The 25,482-nt window shown below is 64.1% G+C and carries 18 protein-coding genes, 2 tRNA genes and 3 pseudogenes; 17 read left to right on the top strand and 6 right to left on the bottom strand.

Annotation, left to right across the window (positions count from 1 at the left end):
• Positions 1–179 precede the first annotated feature (179 nt).
• The 6 genes and pseudogenes from ALC15_RS03115 (at position 180) to ALC15_RS03090 (ending at position 5,347) form a co-directional block, all read left to right on the top strand.
• Positions 180–886 (top strand): annotated as a pseudogene (locus ALC15_RS03115) (CoA transferase subunit A).
• 35 nt (positions 887–921) lie between these two features.
• Complete coding sequence (locus ALC15_RS03110; protein WP_021078521.1) at positions 922–1,572, top strand: 3-oxoacid CoA-transferase subunit B; 651 nt, start codon at positions 922–924, stop codon at positions 1,570–1,572.
• Position 1,573: 1 nt separating this feature from the next.
• Positions 1,574–2,218, top strand: coding sequence for a GNAT family N-acetyltransferase (locus ALC15_RS03105; RefSeq protein WP_050626013.1), 645 nt, complete (start codon positions 1,574–1,576; stop codon positions 2,216–2,218).
• Between the two features lie 346 nt (positions 2,219–2,564).
• Positions 2,565–3,584, top strand: coding sequence for a GlxA family transcriptional regulator (locus ALC15_RS03100; protein WP_050626012.1), 1,020 nt, complete (start codon positions 2,565–2,567; stop codon positions 3,582–3,584).
• A gap of 99 nt (positions 3,585–3,683) precedes the next feature.
• Positions 3,684–4,211 carry a tautomerase family protein gene (locus tag ALC15_RS03095; protein WP_050626011.1) on the top strand — a complete coding sequence of 176 codons (528 nt, stop codon included), beginning with the start codon at positions 3,684–3,686 and terminating at the stop codon, positions 4,209–4,211.
• A gap of 14 nt (positions 4,212–4,225) precedes the next feature.
• The gene (locus ALC15_RS03090; RefSeq protein WP_244485900.1) at positions 4,226–5,347 is read left to right on the top strand and encodes a carbon-nitrogen hydrolase family protein; all 1,122 of its coding nucleotides are present in this window, start codon (positions 4,226–4,228) and stop codon (positions 5,345–5,347) included.
• Here ALC15_RS03090 and ALC15_RS03085 read toward each other — a convergent pair.
• The gene (locus ALC15_RS03085) at positions 5,263–6,237 is read right to left on the bottom strand and encodes a threonine/serine dehydratase (RefSeq protein WP_050626010.1); all 975 of its coding nucleotides are present in this window, start codon (positions 6,235–6,237) and stop codon (positions 5,263–5,265) included. The two genes, ALC15_RS03090 and ALC15_RS03085, sit on opposite strands and share 85 nt — an antisense overlap.
• Positions 6,238–6,264: 27 nt before the next feature.
• On the opposite strand from ALC15_RS03085, the gene ALC15_RS03080 reads away from it, so the two are divergent.
• Both ALC15_RS03080 and ALC15_RS03075 read left to right on the top strand, forming a co-directional pair.
• Complete coding sequence (locus ALC15_RS03080; RefSeq protein WP_050626009.1) at positions 6,265–6,582, top strand: ArsR/SmtB family transcription factor; 318 nt, start codon at positions 6,265–6,267, stop codon at positions 6,580–6,582.
• Positions 6,583–6,831: 249 nt separating this feature from the next.
• A complete protein-coding gene (locus ALC15_RS03075) occupies positions 6,832–8,526 on the top strand; it encodes a vWA domain-containing protein (protein ID WP_050626008.1) in 1,695 nt (564 codons plus the stop codon).
• Positions 8,527–8,619: 93 nt separating this feature from the next.
• Here the strand turns inward: ALC15_RS03075 and ALC15_RS03070 are convergent.
• From ALC15_RS03070 to ALC15_RS03060, 3 genes and pseudogenes are all read right to left on the bottom strand, one after another.
• Positions 8,620–9,986: pseudogene (locus tag ALC15_RS03070) on the bottom strand (MFS transporter).
• Between the two features lie 74 nt (positions 9,987–10,060).
• Positions 10,061–11,590, bottom strand: coding sequence for an aldehyde dehydrogenase (locus ALC15_RS03065; RefSeq protein ID WP_050626007.1), 1,530 nt, complete (start codon positions 11,588–11,590; stop codon positions 10,061–10,063).
• Positions 11,587–12,240 (bottom strand): GntR family transcriptional regulator, encoded by a 654-nt coding sequence (locus tag ALC15_RS03060; RefSeq protein ID WP_094193634.1) that lies wholly within the window; start codon positions 12,238–12,240, stop codon positions 11,587–11,589. The genes ALC15_RS03065 and ALC15_RS03060 overlap by 4 nt, the downstream gene beginning before the upstream one ends.
• A 142-nt stretch (positions 12,241–12,382) precedes the next feature.
• On the opposite strand from ALC15_RS03060, the gene ALC15_RS03055 reads away from it, so the two are divergent.
• Positions 12,383–13,177 (top strand): alpha/beta fold hydrolase, encoded by a 795-nt coding sequence (locus tag ALC15_RS03055; RefSeq protein ID WP_050626006.1) that lies wholly within the window; start codon positions 12,383–12,385, stop codon positions 13,175–13,177.
• Between the two features lie 131 nt (positions 13,178–13,308).
• The gene (locus ALC15_RS03050; RefSeq protein WP_050626005.1) at positions 13,309–13,794 is read left to right on the top strand and encodes a Crp/Fnr family transcriptional regulator; all 486 of its coding nucleotides are present in this window, start codon (positions 13,309–13,311) and stop codon (positions 13,792–13,794) included.
• Here the strand turns inward: ALC15_RS03050 and ALC15_RS03045 are convergent.
• A complete protein-coding gene (locus ALC15_RS03045) occupies positions 13,733–14,560 on the bottom strand; it encodes a metallophosphoesterase family protein (protein WP_050626004.1) in 828 nt (275 codons plus the stop codon). The two genes, ALC15_RS03050 and ALC15_RS03045, sit on opposite strands and share 62 nt — an antisense overlap.
• A 153-nt stretch (positions 14,561–14,713) precedes the next feature.
• Positions 14,714–18,600 (bottom strand): annotated as a pseudogene (locus ALC15_RS03040) (PAS domain-containing protein).
• A 357-nt stretch (positions 18,601–18,957) separates the two neighbouring features.
• Here ALC15_RS03040 and ALC15_RS03035 point away from each other — a divergent pair.
• From ALC15_RS03035 to ALC15_RS03005, 7 genes are all read left to right on the top strand, one after another.
• Positions 18,958–19,356, top strand: coding sequence for a phasin family protein (locus ALC15_RS03035; RefSeq protein WP_050626003.1), 399 nt, complete (start codon positions 18,958–18,960; stop codon positions 19,354–19,356).
• Between the two features lie 256 nt (positions 19,357–19,612).
• Complete coding sequence (locus tag ALC15_RS03030; RefSeq protein WP_050626002.1) at positions 19,613–20,050, top strand: phasin; 438 nt, start codon at positions 19,613–19,615, stop codon at positions 20,048–20,050.
• Between the two features lie 186 nt (positions 20,051–20,236).
• Positions 20,237–20,313: transfer RNA gene (locus ALC15_RS03025), tRNA-His, on the top strand.
• A gap of 366 nt (positions 20,314–20,679) precedes the next feature.
• The gene (gene tenA / locus ALC15_RS41095; RefSeq protein WP_063781774.1) at positions 20,680–21,354 is read left to right on the top strand and encodes a thiaminase II; all 675 of its coding nucleotides are present in this window, start codon (positions 20,680–20,682) and stop codon (positions 21,352–21,354) included.
• A tRNA-OTHER gene (locus tag ALC15_RS03015) sits at positions 21,333–21,419 on the top strand. Before tenA ends, ALC15_RS03015 begins: the two co-directional genes overlap by 22 nt.
• A gap of 177 nt (positions 21,420–21,596) precedes the next feature.
• The gene (locus ALC15_RS03010) at positions 21,597–23,570 is read left to right on the top strand and encodes an ATP-dependent nuclease (RefSeq protein ID WP_050626000.1); all 1,974 of its coding nucleotides are present in this window, start codon (positions 21,597–21,599) and stop codon (positions 23,568–23,570) included.
• Positions 23,571–23,572: 2 nt separating this feature from the next.
• Positions 23,573–25,477: a UvrD-helicase domain-containing protein gene (locus ALC15_RS03005; RefSeq protein ID WP_050625999.1), complete on the top strand. Its 1,905-nt coding sequence runs from the start codon at positions 23,573–23,575 to the stop codon at positions 25,475–25,477.
• The last annotated feature ends 5 nt before the right edge of the window (positions 25,478–25,482 follow it).

Below are 25,482 nucleotides of genomic sequence, written 5' to 3'. Positions count from 1 at the left end.
GCCGGAGGCCCCTGCCAACCCACGCAACTTGAAGGGTTTTCTTGACGCTTTCAAGGCCATGTTGCCGCCGCAGGCGCCGCCTGTCGCCGCACGGGGCCGTGATTGACGCATTGCGAAGATTTCGCCTAATAATCCGCTTTGCCACAGCCGTTCCGCGCCCTCCATCAGGTATTTGCTGCATGAACAAAGTTTATCCCGACGCCAAATCGGCACTCGATGGTCTCCTCAAGGACGGCATCATGATCATGTCCGGCGGCTTCGGCCTCTGCGGCATCGCCGAGACCCTGTCGGACGCGATCCGCGATTCCGGCGTCAAGGGCCTGACGGTCGTGTCCAATAACGCTGGTGTCGACGGGATCGGCCTGAGCCGGCTCCTGGAGACGCGCCAGATCAAGAAGATGATCTCGTCCTATGTCGGCGAGAACAAGCTGTTCGCCCAGCAATATCTCGCCGGCGAGCTCGAGCTCGAGTTCAACCCGCAGGCACGCTGGCCGAGCGTATCCGCGCCGGCGGCGCCGGCATCCCGGCCTTCTACACCAAGACCGGTGTCGGCACGCTGATCGCCGAAGGCAAGGAAGTGAAGGAATTCGACGGCGAGAAGTACATCATGGAGCGTGGTCTGTTCGCCGACGTCGCCATCGTGCACGCCTGGAAGGGCGACACCGCCGGCAACCTGGTCTACCGCAAGACCGCGCGCAACTTTAACCCGATGATGGCGACCGCCGCGAAGGTCACCGTCGCCGAGGTCGAGCATCTGGTGCCGGCCGGCGAGATCGACCCGGACCACATCCACACCCCCGGCATCTTCGTCAAGCGCATCATCGAGGTCGGCACGGCCAAGAAGCGGATCGAGTTCCGCAACACCCGTCCGCGGCCCGCCGCTTAACGCGCAACCCATAAGTAATTCCTCAGGAGAGCCTCATGGCCTGGACCCGTGAACAGATGGCCGCCCGCGCCGCCAAGGAGCTGCGCGACGGCTATTACGTCAATCTCGGCATCGGCATTCCGACGCTGGTCTCGAACTACATCCCCGACGGCGTGGACGTGAATCTGCAGAGCGAGAACGGCATGCTCGGCATGGGCCCGTTCCCCTATGAGGACGAGGTCGACGCCGACCTCATCAACGCCGGCAAGCAGACCGTGAGCGAGCTGCCCTCGACCAGCTATTTCTCCTCGGCCGAGTCCTTCGGCATGGTGCGCGGCGGCCATATCGACCTGTCGATCCTCGGTGCCATGCAGGTGGCGCAGAACGGCGACCTCGCCAACTGGATGATCCCCGGCAAGATGGTCAAGGGCATGGGCGGCGCCATGGACCTCGTCGCCGGTGTCAAGCGCGTCGTCGTCGTGATGGAGCATTCCGCCAAGGACGGCCCCAAGCTGCTCAAGCAGTGCAACCTGCCGCTGACCGGCGAGCGCGTGGTCGACATGGTGGTGACGGATCTGGCGGTGTTCACCATCGACAAGCACGGCAAGGACGGCATGGCGCTGATCGAGCTCGCCGACGGCGTCACGCTCGACGAGGTCAAGGCCAAGACCGAGGCGGAATTCCGCGTCGCGCTGAAGAACACCTGAGATGGACGGCGCGGGACGATCTTCGATCCGTCCCGCACGATCCGACGACGCCAGCTTCATCGCCCGTATCGTGCTGGCCGCGCAACGCGGCCCACTCCCGCGCGGCTGGTGCGACATTGCGCTCGACCGGCCGGAGGGCGAGTGCCTGGCGTTCATGACGCGGCTCGCCGTGGCGCGGGTGCGGTCATGGTACCACGTCGCCCATTTCCTGATCGCCGAGGTCGATAGTGTCCCGGCGGCCGCACTGTGCGCGATGCCGGCATCCGGAACGGTCGTTGCGGCCCGCGCGGCGATTGAGGAGGTGGCGGCACAGCTCGGCATGGATGCCGATACCATCGTGGCGCGCGGCGGCTACGCCCGCAATTGCTGGGTGCAAGGCGGTGAGGGCGACTGGCTGATCGAGCATGTCGCCCGGCAAGCATCGCAGCACGGCCGCGGCCTGGTGCAGGCCCTGATCGGCCGCGCGCTCGCCGACGGCAAGGCCGCAGGTTTTGCGCGGGCATCGATCTCGTTCCTGATCGGCAACGACGCCGCCGAACGCTGCTACACCAGGGCCGGCTTCGCCTTCGTCGAAGAGAAGCGCGATCCGGCATTCGAGGCCCTGACCGGCGCACCGGGCTTTCGCAGATTTGCGCGCGCGATTTGAGGGGGGCACAGCGCCCACAAACACCGCTGTCGTCCCTGCGAAAGCAGGGACCTATACTCCGCGGCTTGTGTAGTGGGAGGAACGCGTCGTCCCGGCATCGCGCAACAATGACCATCGGTGGTTATGGGTCCCTGCTTTCGCAGGGATGACGATGGGGATGATTCTCGATTCAAGACGTCAAATCCTCGGTGTCATCACCCGCGAAAGCGGGTGATCCAGTATTCCAGAGACGTTTGAGTTCAATCGGAGAAGCCGCGGCATACCGGAGCGACAGTTTTGATGTGGCTTGTCCGGTCATGCAAGCGATGACAGGATTGCCCCATCCTAGGCAAGATCGGACACGGCCATGCCACTCATCCGGATTTGGGTCTATGACGGCATCCTGGCTTCGGGCGTTGCCGGCATCGTCGACGTGTTCACCGCCGCCAATTCGGTCGTGGCGAGCCGGCCGAGGCGCGGCGACGGCAAGCCGTCGCAGCTGCGCTGGCGCGTCGAGTCGCTGAGTGGCCGGCCGATCCAGACCGCCTCTGGTCAAATCATCAGCGTCGACGGCCAGATCAGCGCGCGATCTTCGGCGGACGCGGTGGTGGTTCCCGGGCCGTTCGTCGGCGACATCGAGAGCTTCTTCGAGCGGCTCGATACGGTCGAGCCATTGCTGACGGCACTACGCCGCCAGCATGAGCGCGGCGCCCTGCTCGCATCCTATTGCACCGGCAGCTTCATCCTCGCCGAAGCCGGTCTGCTCGACGGCCGCGTCGCGACGACCCATTGGGCGAAGGGCCGGACTTTTGCGATGCGCTATCCGGACGTCGATCTGCGCGTCGCCGAGATCCTCACCGAGCAGAGCCGGATCATCTGCTCGGGCGCGGTGACCACGTCGCTCAATCTTGCGCTGCGGCTGGTCGAGACGTTCGCCGGCATCGACGTGGCGACCGAGACCGGCAAGCTGATGCTGATCGACAGCAATCGCGTTTCACAAGCGTCCTATGCCAGCCGCACGCGCGACGTGCAGCATTCCGATGCGCTGGTGGCGCGGGCGCAAAGCTTGATGGAAAAGTCGCTGCAACGGGGCTTCAGCCTCGCGAGGCTGGCCCGCGACCTTTCGGTCAGCGAGCGCACCCTGAACCGACGCTTCAAGCTGGCGGTCGGCGAGGCGCCGCTGCAATATCTGCAGGCGCTGCGCGTTGACGTGGCCAAGCGCCTGATCGAATCCAGGCGGCTGAAGCTCGACGCGGTCAGCGCGCGCGTCGGCTACACCGATCTGTCGACCTTTCGCCGCCTGTTCAAGCGCGAGACGGGGCTTTCGCCACGCGAGTACCAGCGCCGCTTTGCGCGTGTTGCCGCACGGGTTGCGCCGGCCACCTGACCCTGTGTCCGAATCTGCCCTGAAATTGGTGATACTGCCACTGCTGCGGGAGATGCCCGGCGCATAGACCTCGTGTTGACAACAACAGGAGGTCTCTCAATGCCGATGATCGATGTGACAATTCCTGAAGGAGCCCTGAAGCCGGACGCGGAAGCGCGGCTGATCAAGGAGCTCGGCGATATCCTGATCGGTCACGAGGGCTTCGACCCGGCCAACAAGGTTGCGCAGAGCGTCACCGTCGTGTTCCTGCATCGGCCGACCGCAGTTTATGTAGCAGGAGCGCCGTCGCCGTCGCCGCGGTATCGCATCGTCCCGACGGTGCCCGAGGGGCAGTACACCGAAGCGTCGCGCGCGGCGCTCGTGAAGGACGTGACGGCCGCAGTGGTGCGCGCCGCCGGCGGCTCGTTCGAGGATGTGGCGCCGCAGGTCTGGGTGTTTCCAACCGAGATACCCGACGGCCAATGGGGCAGCCGCGGTGTCATTCGTCCGCTGCCGGACATCCAGGCCTTCATCGCCGGCGAGCACGAGCGCGAGGTCGGCGAGCAGCGCCTGGCGCGGCGGCGGCGTGTCAAGGCGCTGGAGCTGCTTGTGGGCGCGCTGGATGCGGCCCGCAAGGGCGTCGAGTGACGCGGCGGCCGGCGATGACAATCGATACGCATTTCAGGCTCGCGGCGATCCAGGCCGCTGCGGTGCCGTTCGATCGCGAGGCTTCGGTGGAGAAGGCCTGTCGCCTGATCCGCGAGGCCGGCGCCATGGGGGCAACGATCGCCGCGTTCGGCGAGACCTGGTTGCCGGGCTATCCGTTCTTTTGTCACGCACCGACCGGGCCGCTGACCTTTCGCGCCATGGCGGAATATCTCGACAGTGCCGTCGAGATTCCGTCGCCTGCGACCGATCGGCTCTGCGATGCCGCAGAGAGCGCAGGTATCGATGTCGTGATCGGCGTTGCAGAACGCGACGCCGTCACCAAGGGTACGGTCTATTGCACGCTGCTGTTCATCGGCCGCGAGGGGCGGATTCTCGGCCGCCATCGCAAGCTCAAGCCGACCTTCAACGAGCGCTCGGTGTGGGCCGACGGCGACGCGATCGGCCTGCGCGTGCATCAGCGGCCGTACGGCAGGATCAGCGGGCTCAATTGCTGGGAGCACAACACCATGTTGCCCGGCTATGCGCTTGCCGCGCAGGGAACGCAAATCCACGTCGCCGCGTGGCCGGGACGAGAGCCAGCGGTGGCGCCACCGTCGCCGACGCCGCTTTGGCCCCGCCAGCTCCTGCTGTCACGCGCGTTCGCCTCCCACGCAGGCTGCTACGTCATTGCCGTCGGCGGCATGCGGTCGCACGAGGCGACGCCCGAACGTTATCGCGAGCTGTCGACGATCGAGTACACCGGCGACAGCGTGATCATCGATCCGCGCGGCGAGATCATCGCGGGGCCGGCACATGGCGAGACCATCCTGATCGCCGACGGATCGCGGGAAATTGTACTCGCCGCCAAGGCTCTGTGCGATATCGGCGGCCACTACTCGCGGCCGGACCTGCTGCGGCTGCTCGTCGACCGCGATCCGCAGGATCGTGTCATCGATTGCGGCCTTGCCGGGCGTGTTCGCCCGGACATGTGGGAGTGGGGCTGCTCGATCGATCCACTCGACGCTCGGTCCCGGAATGATATCGGGAGAGATCAGCGCGTGCGCGCAAAATCCACGGCGGCGGTATTGCCGCCGCTGAGCACGACGGCGATGCGTTCGCCGGCCTCAGGCTTGTAGGCGCCCGACAGCAGCGCTGAGAAGGCTGCGGCGCCACCCGGCTCGGCGACGATGCGCAGCGTGCGCCACAGCGTCTCCTGTGCCGAGGCAATCGCGTCGTCGGACACCAGCACCGTGCTGCGCACATATTTTTCCGCAATCGGATAGACGCGGTCGCCGACCCGGCGCGGCGCCAGCGAATCCGCCGCAATGCCGCCGGCCTCGGCATCGACCGGATGGCCGGCCGCAAGCGCACGGGTCAGCGTCGGTGCCGCCGCCGGCTCGACGCCGACTACCTTGATGCGGCCGGCGAACCAGGCGGCGATGCCGGCGATCAGACCACCGCCGCCGACCGCAACCAGCACGGTGTCGATGTCGGGCGCTTGTTGTTCGAGCTCGAGGCCGAGCGTCGCTTGGCCCATGATGGTTTCGCGCTGGTCGAAGGCCGGCACCGGCATTGCGCCGCTTTGCCGAGCCCAGATCTCGCTGGCGGCGAGCGCGTCGGCATAACGGTCGCCCTCGATGACGAGGTCGGCGCCGTAATCGCGGATGCGCTGCACCTTGGCCGGCGACGATACGCTCGGCACGTAGATGCGCGCCGGCTTGCCGAGCTTCATCGCGGCGTAGGCGGTGGCTGCGCCATGATTGCCGCCCGACGCCGCAACGACGCCGGCCGCCGGCACCTCGCGGGTCAGCAGATTGGCGAATGCGCCGCGGGTCTTGAATGCGCCGGCATACTGCAACAGCTCGAGCTTGAGCGTCAGCGGATTGGCGGCGAGACCGAACTCGGTGCCATCGATCGCGACCACCGGTGTCCGCCTGATGTGCGGCCGGATCAACGCCGCGCATCGTTCGATGTCTTGCGATGTGATCCCGGTCACGGCGTCCTCCTCGGTACAGCGGATTGACATTACTTAGTCATTTAGCTAATTAGCAATATGCCTACTTCACCTGATGATGTCGAGTCCACCCTGCGTGCGCTGGCGAGCGATCGCAGGCTGTTGATCCTGGAGTGGCTGAAACGTCCGAAAGCGCATTTCCGGCCGCAGGTCGATGGCGATCTCGTCAAGGACGGCGTCTGTGCAGTGCTGATCGCCGAGAAGCTCGGGGTCAGCCAGCCGACGGTGAGCGAGCATCTGAAGATCCTGGCGCAGGCCGGCCTCGTGACCACCAAGCGCGTCAAGCAGTGGACATTCTACAAACGTGACGAGGCGCAAATTGCTCGGCTGAAGACTGCGATTATCGAGAAAGTCTAGGCCGGTACGGGCGCGAGAGCGTTTCGGTTGTCGCGCCGTGGGCGCTTACCAATGCACGGCAGCGTGCAAAGGAGCGTCATCCGTGATGGCGCTCACATCTGCGGTCATGGCCGCATCTCGCAAAACAATCTAATTGTCATTCGCGTGTCGCGTCAGTCCAAACGCTTGTCGCGATAGTCCAAGTGTCAGGACGCCGGCCGTCGTAGTCGTCTCCGCCCTCCGATTGTCTCCATTATCGAGGATCGATCCGTGATTAAGGTTTTTCGCCGCTCGTTCGTTGCCGGTCTGCTGTCGCTTGGCCTGGCGTTGCTGTCACCTCACGGCGCCAGGGCGCAGGCGCAGGGGACCGACACCATTCTCGTGCTCGATGCCTCCGGCTCGATGTGGGGCCTGGTCGACGGGCAGAGCAAGATCTCGGCTGCCCGCCAGGCGGTCGATGCGATCCTGTCGAAATGGAATTCGGCCGATCGTCTCGGCGTCATGGTCTATGGCCATCGCTCGAAGGGCGACTGCAAGGACATCGAGCTGATGGTGCCTGTCAGCAAGTTCGATCCGGCGAGGATCAAGGCCGCGATCGACGGCATCAACCCCAAAGGCAAGACGCCGATCTCGGATTCACTGCGTGCCGCCGCCGAGGCGCTGCACTCGACCGAGAACAAGGCCAATGTGATCCTGGTCTCCGACGGCATCGAGACCTGCGCGCCGGATCCGTGCGCGGCCGCGGCCGAGCTGAAGAAGGCCGGCATTGGCTTCACTGCCCATGTGATCGGCCTCGACGTCGCCGATCCCGCGGCGAAGAGCCAGCTGCAATGCATCGCGCGGGCGACCGGCGGCGTCTATCTCGATGCCGGCAACGCCGCGAGCCTGACCGGTGCGCTGACCAAGGCGGTGGCGGCGACGCAAGGCGCCAAAGTCGCGAGCGAAGCGCCGCCGAAGCCGGCGGCCGCCGATCCCTATCTCGGCAAGAACCTCCGCGGCGTGGCGCGGCTCGCCGAAGGGCTCGATCCGATCAGCGACGAGGACGTCAACTGGGGCATCTACAAGCGCGCCGGCGACGAGAAGGGCGAGCACGTCAACACCTTCTACGGTGCGCCGTTCGCCGACAACATCGCGCCCGGCGACTACATCGTGGAGGTGAGCTACCGGCAGCTCAAGCGCGAGTTTCCGCTCAAGGTCGAGAAGGGCAAGCCGGCTGCGCTCGACGTCATCCTCGATGCCGGCTACGTCACCAGCGAAGGCGCCGTTGCCGGCGGTGCGGGCAAGGTCGACGACGTGGTCTGGCAGGTCGCCGACAAGGGCGGCAAGGTGGTTGCGCAGGAATACGACGCGGTGCCGCGCTTCGTGCTCGCCGCGGGCAGCTATACGCTGACGCTGACCAAGGGGCAGTCGAAGACCAGCAAGCCGTTCACGGTCGCCGCCGGCGATTCCAGCAACGTGCAGCTGACGATCGACGTCGGCAAGCTGATCGTCACCACCACCTATGCGGAGGGCGGGCCCAAGGTCGAGAAGGACCTCGTGGTCGCGGTCCACCAGCCTGCGAAACCCGATGGCGACGAGGGCGACAAGGTCGCGCAGGAATACGATCCCGAATCGAAGTTCGATCTGCCCGGCGGCAGCTACGAGGTGAAGGTGACGGTCGGCGAGGCCAGGGGCACCGCGAGCACGGAAGTGAAGTCCGGCGCGCCGACCCGCGTTACGGTCAATCTCAATGCCGGAGTGGTCGGGATCAAGACCGACGGCGCCCAGCAGGTCGACATCTACAGCGCCGAGCGCGATCTCAACGACGAGCGCAAGCACGTCGCGGTCAACTACGATGCGACCTACAACGTCGCGCTCAACGCCGGCGACTACGTCGCGGTCGCCACCTTTGCCGACGGCCAGAAGGCCGAGAAGCCGTTCTCGATCGCCGCCGGCAAGCGCCAGACGGTGGAGATCAAGCAGTAGGGGCGGATTACGTGGCGTCGTCGCCCAAGTCTCGGTCGCGCATTCCGGCGCGCGCTGGAATGCGTGACGAGCAGCCGGTGGGACTGTGGCGGCTCACGACGCTTCTTGCGGGACCGCGGACGGCGCCTCCTCGCCCTTGAGCTCCTCGAGGCTGCGGTGTCGTGGCTCGATGCCGAGCGCCCAGACCGTGATGATCTGCACGATGAGCAACCCGATCATCAGGGCCATCACGCCGGCGACACCGCGCGCTTCGAACAGCATCACGACCAGGAACGGCGTCACGATGGTGGCGCCGCGGCCGAGCGTGTTGACGATGCCGGACGCCCGCAGCCGCACCTCGGTCGGGAACAGTTCGGGGATGTAGATGCCGAACAAGAGCGCGACCAGGACATAGATCGGTACCGTCAGCGCGAAGCCTGTGGCCGGCAGCAACAACGGATCCGAGATCATCGGGTAGATGGCGCCGAGGATGATCGAGATCAGCGATGCGCCGATGATCGTGGGCTTGCGGCCCCAGCGGTCGGCGGTCAGGGCGCCGATCGCCGATCCGATCGGCGCGCCGAGCGCCATCAGCAACGAGTAGCCGAACGAGGTCGCGATCGAGAGGCCCTGCTTGATGAAGAACACCGGCAGCCAGGTCACGAAGCCGTAGAGCAGCGTATTGATGGTGATCAGGCAGACAGCGCCGACGATCATGCGTGACAGCAGCGGCGCGGTGAACAGCGTCGCGAGATCGGGTGATACCGGCACCGGCGTTGCCGCCGCGGGAGCAGGCAATGGTCGGCCCTGAGCCGCTTCCTTTTCGATCGCCTGCATCAGCGCCTCGGCCTCGGCGGTGCGTCCCACCGCCTCCAGCCAGCGCGGCGATTCCGGCAGTGATTTGCGCAGGTACCAGACGATCAGGGCGCCGACGCCGCCGAGCACGAACATCGCGCGCCAGCCGAACTGTGGGACGACGACGGAGGCGACCAAAAGCGCGATGGGCAGGCCGGTCACGACGCAGACGGCGGTGAAGCCGAGCACTTGCCGCGGCTTCGGGCCGGCACGAACTCGGTCATGGTGGAGTAGCCGACGACGTTCTCGGCGCCGAGACCGACCCCCATCACGAAGCGGCAGGCGATCAGGAAAGCCATGTTCGGCGCAAACGCCGCCGCCAGGGAAGCGATGCCGAAAAGCAGCAGATTGAACTGATAGGTGAAGCGCCGGCCGTAGCGGTCGCCGAGAAACCCGGTGCCGAAGGAGCCGAGCATCATGCCGACGAAGGTTGCCGAGATGAACGCCGCGTTCTGGGCAAGCGTCGAGAACCCGGTCTTCAGCGTCACGCCGAGCACGGTGCCGGCGATATAGATGTCGAAACCGTCGAAGAACATCCCGATCCCGATCAGGATCATGATGCGGCGGTGGAATGGTCCGATCGGCAGCCGATCGAGACGGCTCCCCGCATTGACCGATGTCGACATATACGCTCTCCCCTTGACTGTTTCCTCGCGCTGCGGCCCGCCATCTCCGGGCGGTTTGCCGCTCCTGACTGTAGTTAGTTCAACCGGCGCTGGCTGGCCGTGTCGCGGTACCAATCGAACGGCTGTTCGTGAGTCGCCACCATCACGCTCTTGGTGTTGAAATGGTCGTCGAAGCTTTCGCTACCGCACTCGCGGCCAATGCCGGAATCGTCGACGCCGCCCCAGGGCGAGGCCGGATCGAGCCGGTGGTGGTCGTTGATCCAGACGATGCCCGCCTTGACCGCGGCGGCGACGCGATGGGCGCGCGCGACGTCGCGGGTGCGAATGGCGGCGGCGAGGCCGAAGGGCGAGTCGTTGGCGAGCCGCAGCGCGTCGGCCTCGTCCTTGAACGGCGTGACCGAGGTGAAGGGACCGAATACCTCCTCCTGGAAAATCCGCATGTCGGACTTGACGTCGGCGAACACCGTCGGCTCGACGAAATAGCCGTTGTCGTGACCCGCTACCTTCGCGGCCACGCCGCCGGTGAGGAGCCGCGCACCGTCTTCATGGCCATAGCGCGCGTAGGTCAGCACGCGGTCGCGCTGACGCGCCGAGATCACGGGCCCAAGCTGGGTGTTCGGATCGAAGGGATCGCCGATCCGGATGCTGCGGGTCTTGGCTTGCAGCTTTTCGACGAACTCGTCGTAGATCGAGGCCTGCACAATGTGGCGCGACGCGCAAACGCAGGTCTGTCCAGCGCCGATGAAGGCGCCGAAGGCGGCATAGTTGACGGCGCGGTCGACGTCGAAATCGTCGAAGATCATCACCGGCGTCTTGCCTCCGAGCTCCATGGTCTGGTGCGCGAACACCTTTGCCGCGGCGCTGCCCGCGATGCGGCCCGCCTCGGTGCCGCCGGTCAGCACGAGCTTGTTGATGTCGCTGTGCTCGGCCAGCATCCTGCCCGCGCTCTGGCCGAGCCCGAGCACGATGTTGAACACGCCGGGGGGAAGGCCAGCCTCGCTGAAGATCTGGGCGAGCTTCAGCGTCGTCAGCGGCGTGTATTCCGACGGCTTGACCACGGTGACGCAGCCGGTTGCCAGTACCACGGCAAGCGACTTGCACAGGATCATCAGCGGGTGATTGAACGGCGTGCAGTTGGCGACGATTCCGATCGGCGTGCGCAGCGTGTAGTTCAGATAGGCGCCTTCGACCGGGATCACGGAGTCGCGGCGAGATAGCGCAAGCCCGGCGAAATAGCGGAAGAAATCCGGCAGCCGCGACAACTGCGCGCGGGTCTCGTTGACGGGGCGGCCATTGTTCAACGTCTCCAGCCGGTACAGGGTGTCGAGATTGGCCTCGAACGCGTCAGCGAGCCTGTTGACGAGCTTCGCGCGCGACCTGGTATCCATCCCGCCCCACGCCTTGCCTTCGAACGCCGCGCGTGCGCTCTTTATCGCGCGGTCGATATCCGCTGCGGTCGAATTCGGGATCCGGGCGATGACGTCGCCGTTCGCGGGATTGCGAACGTCAAGCATCTCGCCGTTGCCGGCCTCGACCTCGCGTCCGTCGATGAAATTGCCGTGAATCTCGACGTCGATCGTCGCGGGCTTCGACGGAATGTTCATGATGACCTCTCTTCGACGATGACGGCGTTGCGCTTGAGTGCCGGCAGCACGCGCTTTTCGGTCGCCGCGATGTGAGCCTTGATGATGCGGGCCGCGGTGCGCCCCTCGCGCTGCTGCATGGCGTCGATCAGGGCGACGTGTTCGGCCACGAGCTTCGCCGGATCGTGGCCTTTCAGGTTGGAGACGCTGACCCGCACCAGCCGGTCGGCCTGGCCGATCAGGTCGCAGAGCGTCGCCGCCATGCGGCGGTTGCCCGATGCGTGCGCGAGCGCGGAATGGAAGCCGCGATTGTAGGCGATGAAGTCCTCATGGCTGCCGGAGAAGCGGCGGAATTGATCGAGCGATTTCAGCATGCTGTCGGGCGCGCTCTCGATCGCTTCGGCGACGCAGGCCGGCTCGAGCGCAAGGCGAAAGCGCAGCAGGTCGCGTGCGTCGGACAGCGAGATCGGATTGACCCGGTAGCCCTGGCGCGGCTGCACCGTGACGAGATGCTCGCGCTCGAGCCGCAGCAGGGCATCCCGGACCGGCTGGCGGCTGACCGCGTAGCGCTCCGCCAGATCCTGCTCCCGTATTTCATCTCCCGGTGCAAGCTCACACGATAAAATATCAGAACGCAGGTTTTCGTAGATATTTTCGCGCAGAAGGATCATATGGCTCGGTACTCCTGCTATTAAACTGCATGCCGTGAAATATCACGTCAAGGCCAAAATCCTTGAAATCCGTGTGATTTGATTTATCAATCGTCGCGCAAGGGCGCTTCCGAGCCCCGGCGCGATCTGAAAGAGACCGGCAATGGACAGGCTTTTCGCCAACCGCACAGTCAACGCAGCCCAAATCGGCGAGGGGCCGCCGCTGCTGCTGTTTCACTCGCTGCTGTCGGATCGCGCCAGCTTCGATGCGATCGTGCCGGAGCTTGCCAGGTCGTTTCGGACCATCGTGCCGGAACTGCCGGGGTTCGGCCGGTCGATCGCGGTCGAGGGCGGCCTTGCCGCCGTTGCCGACCGGATGGCGGAAGTGGTGCGTGATGCGACTGAGGGCGTCCCGGCCATTGTGCTCGGCAATGGTTATGGCGGATTCGTCGCGTTGCAGATGGCGATCCGTCACCCGGCGATCGCGTGCAAGCTGATCCTTGCCGACACCGGCGCGGCGTTCTCCGAGCCGGGCCGCGAGGCGTTTCGCAACATGGCGAGGATCTCGCGCGAGAAGGGGCTTGCCGCGATCACCGACGTCGCGATGCGCCGGCTGTTCGCACCGGATTTCCAGGCGCAGCACCCGGCGCTGATGCAGGATCGCCGCGACGCCTTCCTGCGCACCGATCTCGACGTGTTCTGCGCGGCCTGCGACGCGCTGGCGGGCCTCGATCTTCGTGCCGGACTGCGCGGCATGACCGTCCCCACGCGTGTCGTGGTTGGCGAATATGACGAGGCGACGCCGCCGGAGATGTCGTACGAACTGGCGGCCGGGCTGCCGCGGGCCGAGCTCAGGATCATCCCCGGCTGTGCGCACGTCCCGCAACTGCAATCGCCACGACTGTTTCTCGATACGATCGGCGATTTCCTCGCGCTCAAGTACAATGTGCTCGCCTGAGCGGCGCGCAAACGGCTGGATCGCGTCGCGGCCGGTCCCTCGTCTGCCGACAATTTGGGCAGTCCGCCCAGCTAATCCGGTTCATCTCGACGGCATCTCTGCCTAGTCTGGCTGACACGGAGGCGCACAGCATGCGAGCGATCCTTGATCACTGCACCGGCGGGACCAGGCGCAGCCTGCCGGCCGGCACGGATTTCGTCGAGGAGGGCGGCAAGACCGGTCATCTGTTCGTGCTGCTCGAGGGCAAGGTCGAGGTCATGAAGGGCGACAGCCTGGTCGCCGTGATCGACGAGCCCGGTGCTGTGTTCGGCGAGATGAGCGTGCTGCTCGACCGGCCGCACAGCGCGAAGGTTCGTACGGCGTCCGACTGCGTGCTGTATGAATTCGACGATGCGGCGTCGTTCCTGCGCGAGCAGCCGGCGGTGGCGCTGTTGATCGCGCAGCTCCTGGCGCAGCGGCTGCACGTCGCGACGACCTATCTGGCCGACCTGATGCACCAATATGCCGACCACGGCACCCATCTGGCGATGGTCGGCGAGGTGCTGCAGAGCATGATCAACCTGCCGCCGATGCAGGTCGCGCCAGGCTCGGATCGGCAATCCGATCCAAGGATATGAGCCAGTCCGGCGCTTCGCGCACCGGCGCCGCCGGCCGCGACAGCGGCGCCTTGAGATCGACGATCTGGGCATCGCCGGCGGCGAGCCAGAAGGCTTTCTCCTGTGCGAGATCGAGCACGATGTAGACCGGCGGCCGGCCGGGCTGCAGGCCGGTGTTGAACACCCAGGTGGTGCCGATCCGGTCGAACCACGAACCGCTTTGAATGAACGGCGATTGATGGACGTGGCCCGAGATCACCATCGCCGGATGGTGGCGCTCGATCCAGTGCTTGAGCTCGACGTCGCCGAAGAAGCGCTTGCCGCCCCAGCTGATCGGGGAATCCGCCGGCGGGGCATGATGGACCCAGACCCAGCGTCCGTGCGGCATCGCCGCTGCCGCGCGCAGCTGATCGTCGATCCGCGCCTTGACCATCGGGCCGTCCCACCACGGGCACACCGTGAACAGCGTGTCGCCGACGGTCAGATTGTCGCCGTCACAGGCAATGCCGAACTCCCTGATGCCGGCGACCCAGCGCGCGATCTTTTCACCCTCGGCGCTGCGCTCGTCCAGATCATGATTGCCCGAGCAGAAGATCACGCGCGTAAGGCTGGCGAGCCGCGCGAGATATTTGGTCACCACCACGATCTGGGCCCGGAAATCCACCGCCGAGCCGAGGTTGAGCGCATCGCCGGCGAAGATCACGAGATCGAATTGCGGCGCGGCCGCCAGCAGCCAGTCGAACTGCGGCAATGAGTAGTGCAAATCGGCGACGACCAGACAGCGCATCCGCCAGATCCAAATGCCCGCAAAGCGGGCGCTCTACACGGCAATGAATTATTCAAACAATCTGAATCGCAGCAAGATCCATGCCGCGCTGCGCGGAACAGGCGCGACAGATTTTCGCAGTCGCGCTCCCGCGGGAGAGGGGCGGATCGTTGCTCACGCCCTTGCGGCGGCGTGGGCGAAGGTGACCTCGATCAACGTGCCGGTGCGGCCGCCGGTCTTGATCTGGAATTTGGCGCGGTTGGCTTCGACCAGTGCCTTGGTCAGCGACAGGCTGACGCCGCCGGAGCCGGCCTGGTCGGACGGCGTCGGCGCACGGAACGGCTCCAGCGCGGCGGCGACCTCGTTGTCGTTGAGGCTCTGGCCGGTGTCGCGCACCCGCAGCATCACCTCGCCGAAATCCGACAGCGCGGTCGAGACGATCACCTGGCCGCCGGCGTGGCGAGATGGATCGAGTTGCCGATCAGGTTCAGCGTGATCTGGCGCAGCGCGCGGGCGTCGGCGACCACAGGCGGCAGCGTGTGCGCGAGCGAGGTGCGGATGATGATGCGTTCGCGGTTGGCCTGCGGCTGCATCACCGCGACGCAGCTCTCGACCATCTCGTTGAGGTTCTGGCTGGTGAAGGCGAGGTCGAGCTTGCCGGTCTCGATCCGCGACAGGTCGAGCAGGTCGTTGACGATGGCGATCACCCGCTCGCCGGAGGCGCGGATGTCCTTCATGTATTCGACATAGCGCTCGTTGCCGAGCGTGCCGAAGCGTTCGCCGATCATCACCTCGGCGAAGCCGATGATGGCGTTGAGCGGCGTGCGCAGCTCGTGGCTGATCCGTGCTAGCATGTCGGACTTGGCATTGGCCGCGCGTTCCGCGAGCCGCCGGGCCTCGCGCAATTCGCCTTCGCTCTTTTTGGTTTGCGAGAGATCGCGGAATACGGCGAAGAAGTTCGGTCCGTCGGCGCGGGTACGGCCCATCGTCACCGAGAGCGGGATGATGCCGCCCTGGCGGACGCGGCCGAGGGTCTCGCGGCCATGGTCGAGCAGGCTGGCGACGCCGGCCGATTTCACGCCGGTGAGATAGTCGAATATACCGTGCTGGCTCTCGGGTGCGAACAGATCGGCGAGATTGCGCGTGACGAACTCGTCGCCGTCATAGCCGAACAGCGCCTCGGCGCTGCGGTTGCAGGAATGGATGTTGCCCTCGGCATCGAACATGATGATGCCTTCGGCCGCAGTGTCGAGGATGGCGCCGAGCTCTTCGGCGTCGGCGTGGCCGGCCTGCGGCAGCGGTGGCGCGAGCATGGGCTCTGCGGCTGCTGCCGCCGGCTCCGGATCGGACAGCGCAGCCGCGACCGCGGCGTCCTCGTCGAGCGTGCGCGAGAAGATCAGCGCCAGGGCGGAATCGTCGTCCCAGCTGATGGTGTGCAGCCTCGCCTCGGCGGACAGCTGCTCTGCCCGGCCGTTCTGGTTGGCGGAGATCGTCACCGGCGTGCCGGTGCCGGAGCTGCTGCTCGCCTGCGAGACGCCGGGCTCGACATAGAGCGCATCCAGTCCACCGGCGGCTTCCAGCGCGTGCAGGCTGTCATAGCCCATCCGCGCGAGGAAGGCGTGGTTGGCATAGAGCAGGCGGTCGAGCCGGTAGATCAGGATGCCAACGGGCAGCAGATCGAGCAGCGCGCGGTCGCGCCGGGAATCTGCGCGCGGCGCAGGTTCGGCGGCGGCGAGCCAGCCGGCCTTCGGCGCGTCGGCAGGCGTCTCCAGTTGCGCGGCCGGCGCGTGCTGCGATGGGGCCTCCGCGGGCGGCGGCGGCTCGCTTGCGGGCGGCACTTCGGCAACCGGCTCGGCGGTGGCGCCCGCGTTCGTCGTCGCAGTGAGGCCGGCCTCGTTCTCGAGCCGGGCCGACAATTGGCGCGCCAGCTCGTTGAAGGCGTTGTTCTCGACCGGCGTCAGCGACGGCGGCCTGGTGTCGCCGGCGGGGCGGAACGGCACCACATTCGGTGGCGGGTCGTGACGCACTTCGTGCGTTTCCTCGTGCGTTTCCACGGCGTGATCCGGATCGGCTTGGTGTGAAGTCTCTGCTGCTACGGGGTCGGTCAATTCCTCGGGTGGTGCACTCGCGGTCGGGTCGGGCGGCGGCTCCGCGTGCGGCGGAGGATTTTCATGCGGCGGCGCCGCAGGGGCGGGCGGCGCATCGATACGCGGCAGAGGCGGAACGCCGGCCGACAGCGATTGCGGCGCGATCGAGCCGCTGAAGAACTCATAGCGGCGCAATGCGGCGAGTCGCGCAAGGCCGTCGAGGTCGCGACACACACCAAAGCCGCGATAGCCAGCGAAATTCCGGTTCCTGTCGAACACCGGAAGGCCGGACAGTTCGACCGGCAGCCGGCCGCCGCCGTCGACCGGCCAGTTCAGCGTGATGCCGCTCCAGGTGTCGTGGCTGGCGAACGCCCGCATGACACGGCCCTCGGGATCGAGGCCGAAACTCTCGGCGATGTCGCTCCACAGCCGGCCAAAGCCGGCGGCGGTGTGCAAGCCGATCAGGCGGGTGAATTCATCGGAGCCGAGCGAGAAGCGCGCCTCATGGTCCATCTGCCACATGAAGCGCAGCGGATGCCGCCGCACCGGCAGCGGCTCGTCGAGCCAGGATGGCGGTGGCACCGGCGCCAATGTCGCGGGCTCCGGCTCGGCGGGAGGCCTGTCCGCAATCGCATAGGGCGAGGGCGCGGGATCGGCCGGCGGCGCCGGTGATTCCGAAGCGGGCGCGTGTGCGGTCGCTTCGATACCGGGCGCGGGCTCAGGTACGTGCGCTTCGACTTCTGCCTCGGCGGGTGCCTCGATCACCGCTTCCGACAGCGGCTCCTCGACCGCGGCGGTTTCGTCGGGCGTGGTGTCGAGAGGCGTGGTCTCGACCGGTGCTGGCGCTTCGTGCGCGCGTTCCGTCAACGCGAGAGGCGGAGCAGGGTGCGCAGGCGCTTCGACCTCAGTCGCAGCAGGAGCGTCGATCAGCGCTTCCGATATGGGCTCCTCGACCGCGGCAGTCTCGTCGGGCGTGGTGTCGAATGCGGCGGTCTCGATGGGCGCTGCGTGCGTCTCTTCCGACGCTGGCGATGGAGCAACGGCCGCAGGCTCTGATCCAGTCGTGCCGACGACCGGCTCGATCGCGACCTGCTCTTCCAGCTGCGGATCCAGCGCATCGAACAGCGTGAAGGTGGCCGGTACTTCGCTGACCGGCGCGGGAGCTGCTTCATGCGCTGTTGGCTGCTCGACGGCGGCAGGCGCCGGCGGCGGCGCCACGGTTGCGGCCTCTTGTGGCGTCGCTGCTGCAGATTCCGGTGCTTCGGGCGCCGCCGGCGCAATCGGTTCAGGCACGATCGGCGCCGCTGGCTTGGCGGCGAGATGCGGCGCCGGCTTGATCAGTGCAATCAGCGCGCGATCGGCGCCGCGGCCGATCCGCTGCAGCACGACGCGGCCGACTGCAACGCTCGCGGCCGCGCGGCCCTGCGCCAGCGCCTCGCCGCGCGCGGCATCGAGGCCGGCTTCGGTGAGATCGTGCAGACCGGGCAGCGAACGCGCCGCCTCATTGGCTGCGATCAACAGTCCATCGCCGTTGAAGGCCGCGGCGGGCCGCGGCAAGCCCTGCACCAGTCGCTGCAGGCGCTCGGCGAGCGGCATGCTGCGGCCACTGGCATTGAGCGCCGTCATCAGGATGCCGTGGCTGCCGTCCGGGAGGTCGATGCGCGTGCAGCCGCAGGTCGCGAGCATGCCGGGCGCGGCGCCGAAGCCGCGCAGCCGCTCGAGCCGCACTGCGCCGCCCACGGCGAGGTTGTAGCCGAGCCGCGCAACCTGGCGGCGATGCGGATCGGCCGGGCCGAAGGCGCGCTTCGCCAGTTCGGCGCCGTTGGCGGCACCGAATACCTGCGCACCGGCCGGATTGGCCCACAGAATCCGTGCGCCGTCGGCCGCCCACAGCCATGCCGGCAGCGCGCCGGTCGCATGGTCCGCCAGCCTCACATCGCCCAGTGCCTGGATCTGGAATTCCGCGTCACTCATCACGCAAGATTTGACCGCATAGGTTTGGCTTTTTCCTCGCATCGCCGAAGCGCCGGCAGCCGCAGGACGACAGCCTTAACAGAAGGTTAGTATCGCAAGCGGGGGGCGGCAGGTCCATGTCCGCTGCGAACCTGCCCCCGCCAAAGCCGGGATAACGTTAACCTGGCTGAACGATCCACAGCTGATTGGCGTTGTCAGTCAGAGGCGGCTGCGACAGCGTGTTGCGGAACCAGGGCGGCGGCGCGTCACATCTGTGAGTGCAGTGCCGCGATATTCTACCTGGTAGTCTACCCTGTATTCCACCTTGGGCCCGCAGGGCCAACCGGCGGGCCGATCACCAAGCGAGGGAGAGCGACCATGAGCGACAACGGGCGTGACCAGTTCGAGATTCCCAAGTTCGAGATTCCCAAGGACATGCGGTCGATGGCGGAGGCGAGCTTCGACCAGGCGCGCAAGGCTTTCGAGCAGTTCGTGACCAATGCGCGCGACGCCGCCGGCAAGATCGAGGAGCGCAACGCCACGATGCGTGCCGGTGCCAAGGACCTGTCAGCCAAGGCGTTGTCCTATGCCGAAAAGAACGTGCAGTCCTCGCTTGAGTATGCCCAGTCGCTGCTCAAGGCCAAGGACCTCACCGAGGTGATGCGGCTGCACAGCGAATATGTGCAGGGCCAGATGCGTGCGCTCGCGGAGCAGGCCAGCGAAATGGGCCAGGCCGTCAGCCGCGCCGCGATGGATGCGGTCAGGCCGAAGAGCTGACAGGACCTCCGATCCGGGCCGGCTGGGCCGGCCCGGCGCGGTACGCCATATTCCGTCTCACAAAAAATATGGCGTCGCACGCGATCTTACGTTGCGTTGCACAAAATTGACATGATATGGGTGTTTATTAGGCGCGCCCGACGAAGGGCACTCCCGTGAATCAAGGCAGCGTGATCCATTTCAGCGCTCCCGGCCTGCTGGCTCCGGGACGTCCGCAATGGTCACATCTACTCACCCGTTGCGAAGGATTACACGTATGACCAACCCGTCCGATCCGTTCTCCGCCTCGATCATCCCGTTCGAAGTTCCCGAGCAGGTCCGCGCGTTCGCCGAGAAGGGCGTGCTGCAGGCCCGCGACAGCTACGCCAAGTTCAAGGACGCTGCCGAGACCCACAACTCGACCGTCGAGGCCGTCTTCACCTCGATGAACAAGGGCGCCACCGCCTATTCGGCCAAGCTGATCGAGTTCTTCAAGGCCAACACCACCTCGTCGCTCGACTTCGCCCAGGAGCTGTTCAGCGTGAAGTCGCCGACCGAAGCGCTCGAGCTGTGGACGTCGCACGCCCGCAAGCAGTTCGAGACCTACACCGCGCAGGCCAAGGAATTGGCCGAGCTCGGCCAGAAGGTCGCCAGCGAGACCGCCGAGCCGATCAAGGCCAGCGCCGCGAAGTTCACCCAGCAGCCGGCCGCCTGATCGCGATCTGCCTGAGATAGCGAAAGGCCCGGGCCTTGTCGGTCCGGGCCTTTTTGCTGCCGCGGACCGTTAAGCGGCCCGAGATAAGACCGGAAATCGGCGCGTTAAGCGCTTGCCAAAGGCGGGCGTTGCACCTAGTTTCCGCCCGAAATCGCCGCCCCCTTTTGCGGGGCCGTGCGTCAGGATGCAGTTGTAGCTCAGTTGGTTAGAGCGCCTGTCTGTGGAACAGGAGGTCGGTGGTTCGAGCCCACCCAACTGTACCAACGAAATCAATAGCTTATTATGGTCCACGCGCAAAGCCAGCGACCGTTAGCTACCATGTAGCTACCACGGCGACGGAAACGGAGTTCGCTTCTAAAATGCAGTCATTCGTAGTGGCGGGCCACAGGTTCGAGCCCTGTTTGCGACATCACTCAACCTAATGAAATTGCCCCCGAGTCCTTTCGCGATCGCGACGTGATAACGTGGAAATGCAAGTCAGGCCCCGATCGACGGCAAGACAATTCCCTTGCACCGTCGCACCGACTGATCGTGGCGGTCTCTCGTGGTCAGAGTTCACCCGGTTCGCAAGGCACAATGGGCAGCGAGCCAAAGACAATTTATGGAACAGCAAGCCGGGCGAAAAGATCGTGGGCTTTTTCGAGCGTCTCAAGACAGAAGCATTCGCTGAGTGGCGGGCCTACACCGAGCATCCCTTCACGAACGGATTGGCAGACGGCTCGCTCCCCGAAGCGGCGTTTCGTCACTACCTCGTTCAGGATTACCTGTTCCTCATCGAGTTTGCTCGCGCCTACGCGCTCTCGGTCTACAAGTCGCCCAAACTTGCCGACATGCGTGAAGCAGCGGCTGGCCTTTCGGCCATCCTTGATGTCGAGATGAACCTGCATGTGAAACTCTGTGCCGGTTGGGGTCTATCCCTGAGCGACCTTGAACAAACCCCTCCGGCGGTCGAGGTGCTGGCCTATACGCGCTACGTGCTCGACGCGGGAATGCGCGGCGATCTGCTGGCACTCAAGGTGGCGCTTGCTCCCTGCGTGATCGGGTACGCAGAGATCGCAACGCGGCTCGCCTCGCGACCCGATGCGGACGCCGCGACAAACCCCTATCGCGTTTGGATCGCCGAGTACGCCGGCGTGCCGTACCAGGAGGTCGCGGCAAAGGCGCGGGCGCACATGGAAAATCTGGCCGATCTCTACGCCACGCCGGCCCGCGAGGCGGAGCTGATTGCGTTATTCAAGGAAGCCACCCGACTCGAGGCAGACTTCTGGGAGATGGGCTGGCGCGCGGGCCAGCGTGTTGAATAGCTCTCACGGCAATCATCAGGCTCATAACCTGAAGGTCATAGGTTCAAATCCTATCCCCGCAACCAAACTTTTAATAATGATTTCAATGTTTTAACTCGCCTTTGGCGGGTTTTTTCATGCGCTACAACAGGATTCAGAATTTCCTCGAAAAACGGATGACTTATCGAAGGTCCGATTGACGAGGGAACCTTTTTGGATCGAGAAAAGCGCAATAGATGAACAATTCAACGTAGGGGAGTGGTGTGCGAGTTCAGTCGATCACGATCTCGGGCTTTCGGTCATTTGGCCCCGAGCCAGAGCAAATCACCCTGGCCGACAATTTGACAACCGTCGTGGGACCGAACGCTTCGGGTAAAACGGCACTGCTTCAAACGTTGGCCAAAATGTTTGGCGTCTCTCGTGCGCAACGCATGCTGCACCGGTCAGATTTTCACTTGCCCAAAGATGCCGCGCCGGACGACCGCACGACACGCGACCTATATATTGATGCTGTCATCGCACTCCCCGAGCTGAAAGCTGGCTCCGCTACGGCAGAAACCGTTGCACCGACATTTCGGCACCAACAACTTGAGGGGCCAAAGAAAATGCCTTTATGCCGCTTGCGGCTGGAAGGGCGCTGGCAAGACGATAGCACAGCCGAGGGCGAGGTCACACAGGAGCTATTTTGGGTCGACCATCTCAAGGAGAAGGTCGAAGCAGACGACAAGCATGCCGTCTCTCCAGCCGATCGAGGTCTTATCCAATTCTATTACACCCCAGCCTCCCGGGACGCCGCGACACAAATTCGCGCTACGACAGGAGCGCTAGCTGCACGTTTAATCAAGGCAATCGAATGGTCAAAGGGCACACGCAAGGCGGTTGACGATGCGACCAAGAAGCTGTCTGAGGCCTTTGGCGGCGAAGCGGCCATCGACGCCGTTAGCAAGGCACTCAGCATTCGCTGGAAGGAGTTGCACGACGAAGAAACTGACACCGATCCGGGCCTCGCGTTAGTCAGCAAACGGTTTGAGGAAGTTGTCGCTCATATTCAGGTCATGTTTCAGCACGGACCTGCGAAAATCGAACGCGGTCTAGACGTGCTGAGTGACGGGCAGCAATCTCTCTTCTACTTCGCGCTTGCAGCAGCGGTGTTTGACCTGGAGCGCGACGCGGTAGCGAAAAAAGTGGATGGATTTCGAGCGGATGAGTTGCGCATCCCCGCGCTCAGTATCTTCGGCATTGAGGAGCCGGAAAATCACCTGTCGCCGTATTACCTGTCCCGTATCGTGGCGCAGGTCCGTTCCATTGTCGGCGGCAACGCGGCGCAAGCCCTCATTACAAGCCACTCGCCATCCGTGCTCAGTCGTATCGAGCCTAATGAGGTCCGCTACTGCCGTTGTGACACGGATACCCGAGCTTCGACTCTGCGCGGAATCGAGTTGCCATCCGATGCGACGGAAGCCGCAAAATTCATCAGAGGGGCCTTGCTGGCCTTTCCGGAGCTTTACTTTGCGCGCTTCGCGGTCCTGGTCGAAGGTGATTCCGAGCGAATAGTTATCCCACGCCTTGCGCAGGCTGCCGGTCTCATGCTCGACCCTTCGTTTGTCGCTATCGTACCGATCGGCGGGCGACACGTTCAGCACTTCTGGAAACTTCTCGAAAGCCTTTCCATACCGTACGCAACGCTGGTTGATCTCGATCTAGGCCGAAAAGGTGGCGGCTATGGTCGTGTGACAACTGCAATGTCCGAGCTGATCGCGGTTGGTATTGATGAAAAGGAGCTGCTGAAGACCAAAGACGGCTCCACTGACTTAGAGACAATGAAGACATGGAATTCTGCGAATTGGGATACCCTCAAAACATGGGTTAGTTTCCTAGAAGGGTACGACGTTTTTTATTCAGCCCCTCTCGACCTCGATATGGAGATGCTGTCCGCGTTTCCGGCGGCTTACGAAGCTATCATTCCCAAGGACGGAGGGCCGTCTCTTACACCGGACGAGGCCGTTGCCGTTGTGCTCGGTAAGGGTGGTAAGGGCATTGCTGATTACACGGCCGCCGAATTTGCCGACTACAAAGACCGTATGCCAGCGTACCGCTATCATTTTCTAACGCGCAGCAAGCCCGCAACACATCTGCAGGCTCTGGCACAGCTCGATGATAAAGAACTGAAAAGGAGTATGCCTGAAGTTCATCGCCGACTCCTAAGTCACATCGACAAGAACCTGAGCCGAGATTGACCATGACGCTCGTAGGCCGTCGCGTACGCGCTGACCAATGGAAGCCGATTGACGTGGAAGCGCTTGAGGCGAACGCGCTCGATGTTGTTCGCTCCGTTGACAATCGCTCCGTAATCGCCGGACCCGGTGCAGGTAAAACCGAACTCCTAGCTCAGCGAGCGTCGTACCTGCTTCAATGTGGGATCTCGCAGTCTCCAAGACGCATTCTCGCTATCAGCTTCAAGCGAGATGCCGCCACCAATCTTGCAGCGCGAGTGAAGAAGCGATGTCACCCGGATCTCGCATATCGCTTTGACTCGCTGACGTTCGATGCGTTCGCCAAAAGTCTCGTCGACCGTTTTGGCCAAGCGTTGCCGCAGCGTTGGCGACCTCATCCCGACTATAATGTCGTCGTAGACGCGTATGACCGTACCTTCGAAGAGTTTTTGCGCTTTTTGGCGCCGCCACCGCCCCATATCGGGAAGAAGGCGGACATCATGGCGATTGGCTCCAAGGAGTTCCAACGCCGCTGGCTGTTCGGGACGCAACTTCCTGAAGGCGAGCCGACCATTGCCACGCCGGCCGAGTGGGCCGCGGACCAGTTCTGGCAATCATGGATACATGCGCCCGGAGGGTCTTCGCTCACATTTCCGATGATCAGCCGATTGGCGGGGCTTCTCGTAACCAGCAATCCAATGGTTGCCCAAGCTTTGCAGTTGACTTACTCGCATCTTTTTATGGACGAGTTTCAGGATACGACACAGGCGCAGTACGACCTGGCAAAGGCGATCTTTCTTGGGTCCGACACCATCGTGACGGCAGTCGGAGACAACAAACAGCAAATCATGCGTTTTGCTTTGGCCATGGACGATCCGTTCAAGCCCTTTGAAACGGAATTTAAGGCAAGGCGGATACCGTTGCTCAACAACTACCGATCGTCGCCTGATCTCGTGCGGATACAAGACGTGCTGGCGAAAGCGCTGGATGCGAAGTCGTCAACGCCAATTTCGAAGACGAAAGTCACCGTGTCCGGTGATAGTTGTGCTGTCTGGGATTTTTCGACGCCAGCGATCGAAGCGGACAAGGTCGCAGAGTTCGTGGCGAAGCAGATGGCGGAACACAAACTTACGCCTCGCGACTTTTGTGTCCTCGTTCGACAGAAGGCCGCTGACTACTTCAAAAAACTCGAACCCGCGTTCGCGAAGCAGAAGTTACAGCTTCGCAATGAAGTCCAACAGGTCGGCGAAGTCACGATGCAAGAGCTGCTCGTGGAGGAAGTTTCGGAACTCGTCATCGTACTGCTGCGCTTGTTCACAAGCGTACGGGCCGGGCGGCACTGGACCGTATGTCTCGACCGCATGTGCCAACTCAATAGCCTCGCGTTCGATGATGATCCCGGCCGAGCGAAAGTGGTTAAGACTCTCAATGCGTTTGAGGGGCAGTTCCGCAAAACGTATCCGGTTCCAGTCACAAGCCGCGCAGACGCAATCAAGGTCGTTCAATCTCTTATCGACTTTGTCGGCAAGGCAAACATCGTTGCCGCGTCCCCAACTTATCGCCAAGGGGACTGGTTCGACAAAGTTTGCGAAGCTGCGGCATTGCATCTGGAAGCAAGCTCGAAGTCGGCGTCAAGTTGGAAGGATGCCCTCGATGAATATGAGGGTGCGCACAGTGTGCCCTTGATGACAATTCATAAGAGCAAGGGTTTGGAATACCACACCGTCATCTTCGTCGGGCTGGACGATCAGGCTTGGTGGAGTTTTGCAAACGATAAGATCGAGGCCACGGCCGGCTTCTTTGTCGCGTTTACGCGGGCAAAGCAACGGGTGCTGTTTTCGTACTGTGCGCAGCGCGGCGATCGTACAAAAATTGCGGCCCTGTACCAGCTGCTGACCCAAGCTGGGGTCAAGACGGTTGCAGTCGCTTAACCTAA

The organism is Bradyrhizobium viridifuturi (genome assembly GCF_001238275.1).
GTDB classification, from domain to species: domain Bacteria; phylum Pseudomonadota; class Alphaproteobacteria; order Rhizobiales; family Xanthobacteraceae; genus Bradyrhizobium; species Bradyrhizobium viridifuturi.
Note: the sequence above shows the minus strand (reverse complement) of the source record. Positions and strands in the feature narration are given on the sequence as shown.

What these genes read in the sequence shown, in the direction of transcription:
- ALC15_RS03060 (WP_094193634.1), bottom strand. Translation starts at nt 12,240, where the DNA reads ATGATCCTTCTGCGCGAAAATATCTACGAAAACCTGCGTTCTGATATT.
- ALC15_RS03080 (WP_050626009.1), top strand. Translation starts at nt 6,265, where the DNA reads ATGCCTACTTCACCTGATGATGTCGAGTCCACCCTGCGTGCGCTGGCG.
- ALC15_RS03055 (WP_050626006.1), top strand. Translation starts at nt 12,383, where the DNA reads ATGGACAGGCTTTTCGCCAACCGCACAGTCAACGCAGCCCAAATCGGC.
- ALC15_RS03090 (WP_244485900.1), top strand. Translation starts at nt 4,226, where the DNA reads ATGACAATCGATACGCATTTCAGGCTCGCGGCGATCCAGGCCGCTGCG.
- ALC15_RS03050 (WP_050626005.1), top strand. Translation starts at nt 13,309, where the DNA reads ATGCGAGCGATCCTTGATCACTGCACCGGCGGGACCAGGCGCAGCCTG.
- ALC15_RS03105 (WP_050626013.1), top strand. Translation starts at nt 1,574, where the DNA reads ATGGACGGCGCGGGACGATCTTCGATCCGTCCCGCACGATCCGACGAC.
- ALC15_RS03065 (WP_050626007.1), bottom strand. Translation starts at nt 11,590, where the DNA reads ATGAACATTCCGTCGAAGCCCGCGACGATCGACGTCGAGATTCACGGC.
- ALC15_RS03110 (WP_021078521.1), top strand. Translation starts at nt 922, where the DNA reads ATGGCCTGGACCCGTGAACAGATGGCCGCCCGCGCCGCCAAGGAGCTG.
- ALC15_RS03095 (WP_050626011.1), top strand. Translation starts at nt 3,684, where the DNA reads ATGCCGATGATCGATGTGACAATTCCTGAAGGAGCCCTGAAGCCGGAC.
- ALC15_RS03005 (WP_050625999.1), top strand. Translation starts at nt 23,573, where the DNA reads ATGACGCTCGTAGGCCGTCGCGTACGCGCTGACCAATGGAAGCCGATT.
- ALC15_RS03085 (WP_050626010.1), bottom strand. Translation starts at nt 6,237, where the DNA reads ATGTCAATCCGCTGTACCGAGGAGGACGCCGTGACCGGGATCACATCG.
- ALC15_RS03100 (WP_050626012.1), top strand. Translation starts at nt 2,565, where the DNA reads ATGCCACTCATCCGGATTTGGGTCTATGACGGCATCCTGGCTTCGGGC.
- ALC15_RS03030 (WP_050626002.1), top strand. Translation starts at nt 19,613, where the DNA reads ATGACCAACCCGTCCGATCCGTTCTCCGCCTCGATCATCCCGTTCGAA.
- ALC15_RS03045 (WP_050626004.1), bottom strand. Translation starts at nt 14,560, where the DNA reads ATGCGCTGTCTGGTCGTCGCCGATTTGCACTACTCATTGCCGCAGTTC.
- ALC15_RS03035 (WP_050626003.1), top strand. Translation starts at nt 18,958, where the DNA reads ATGAGCGACAACGGGCGTGACCAGTTCGAGATTCCCAAGTTCGAGATT.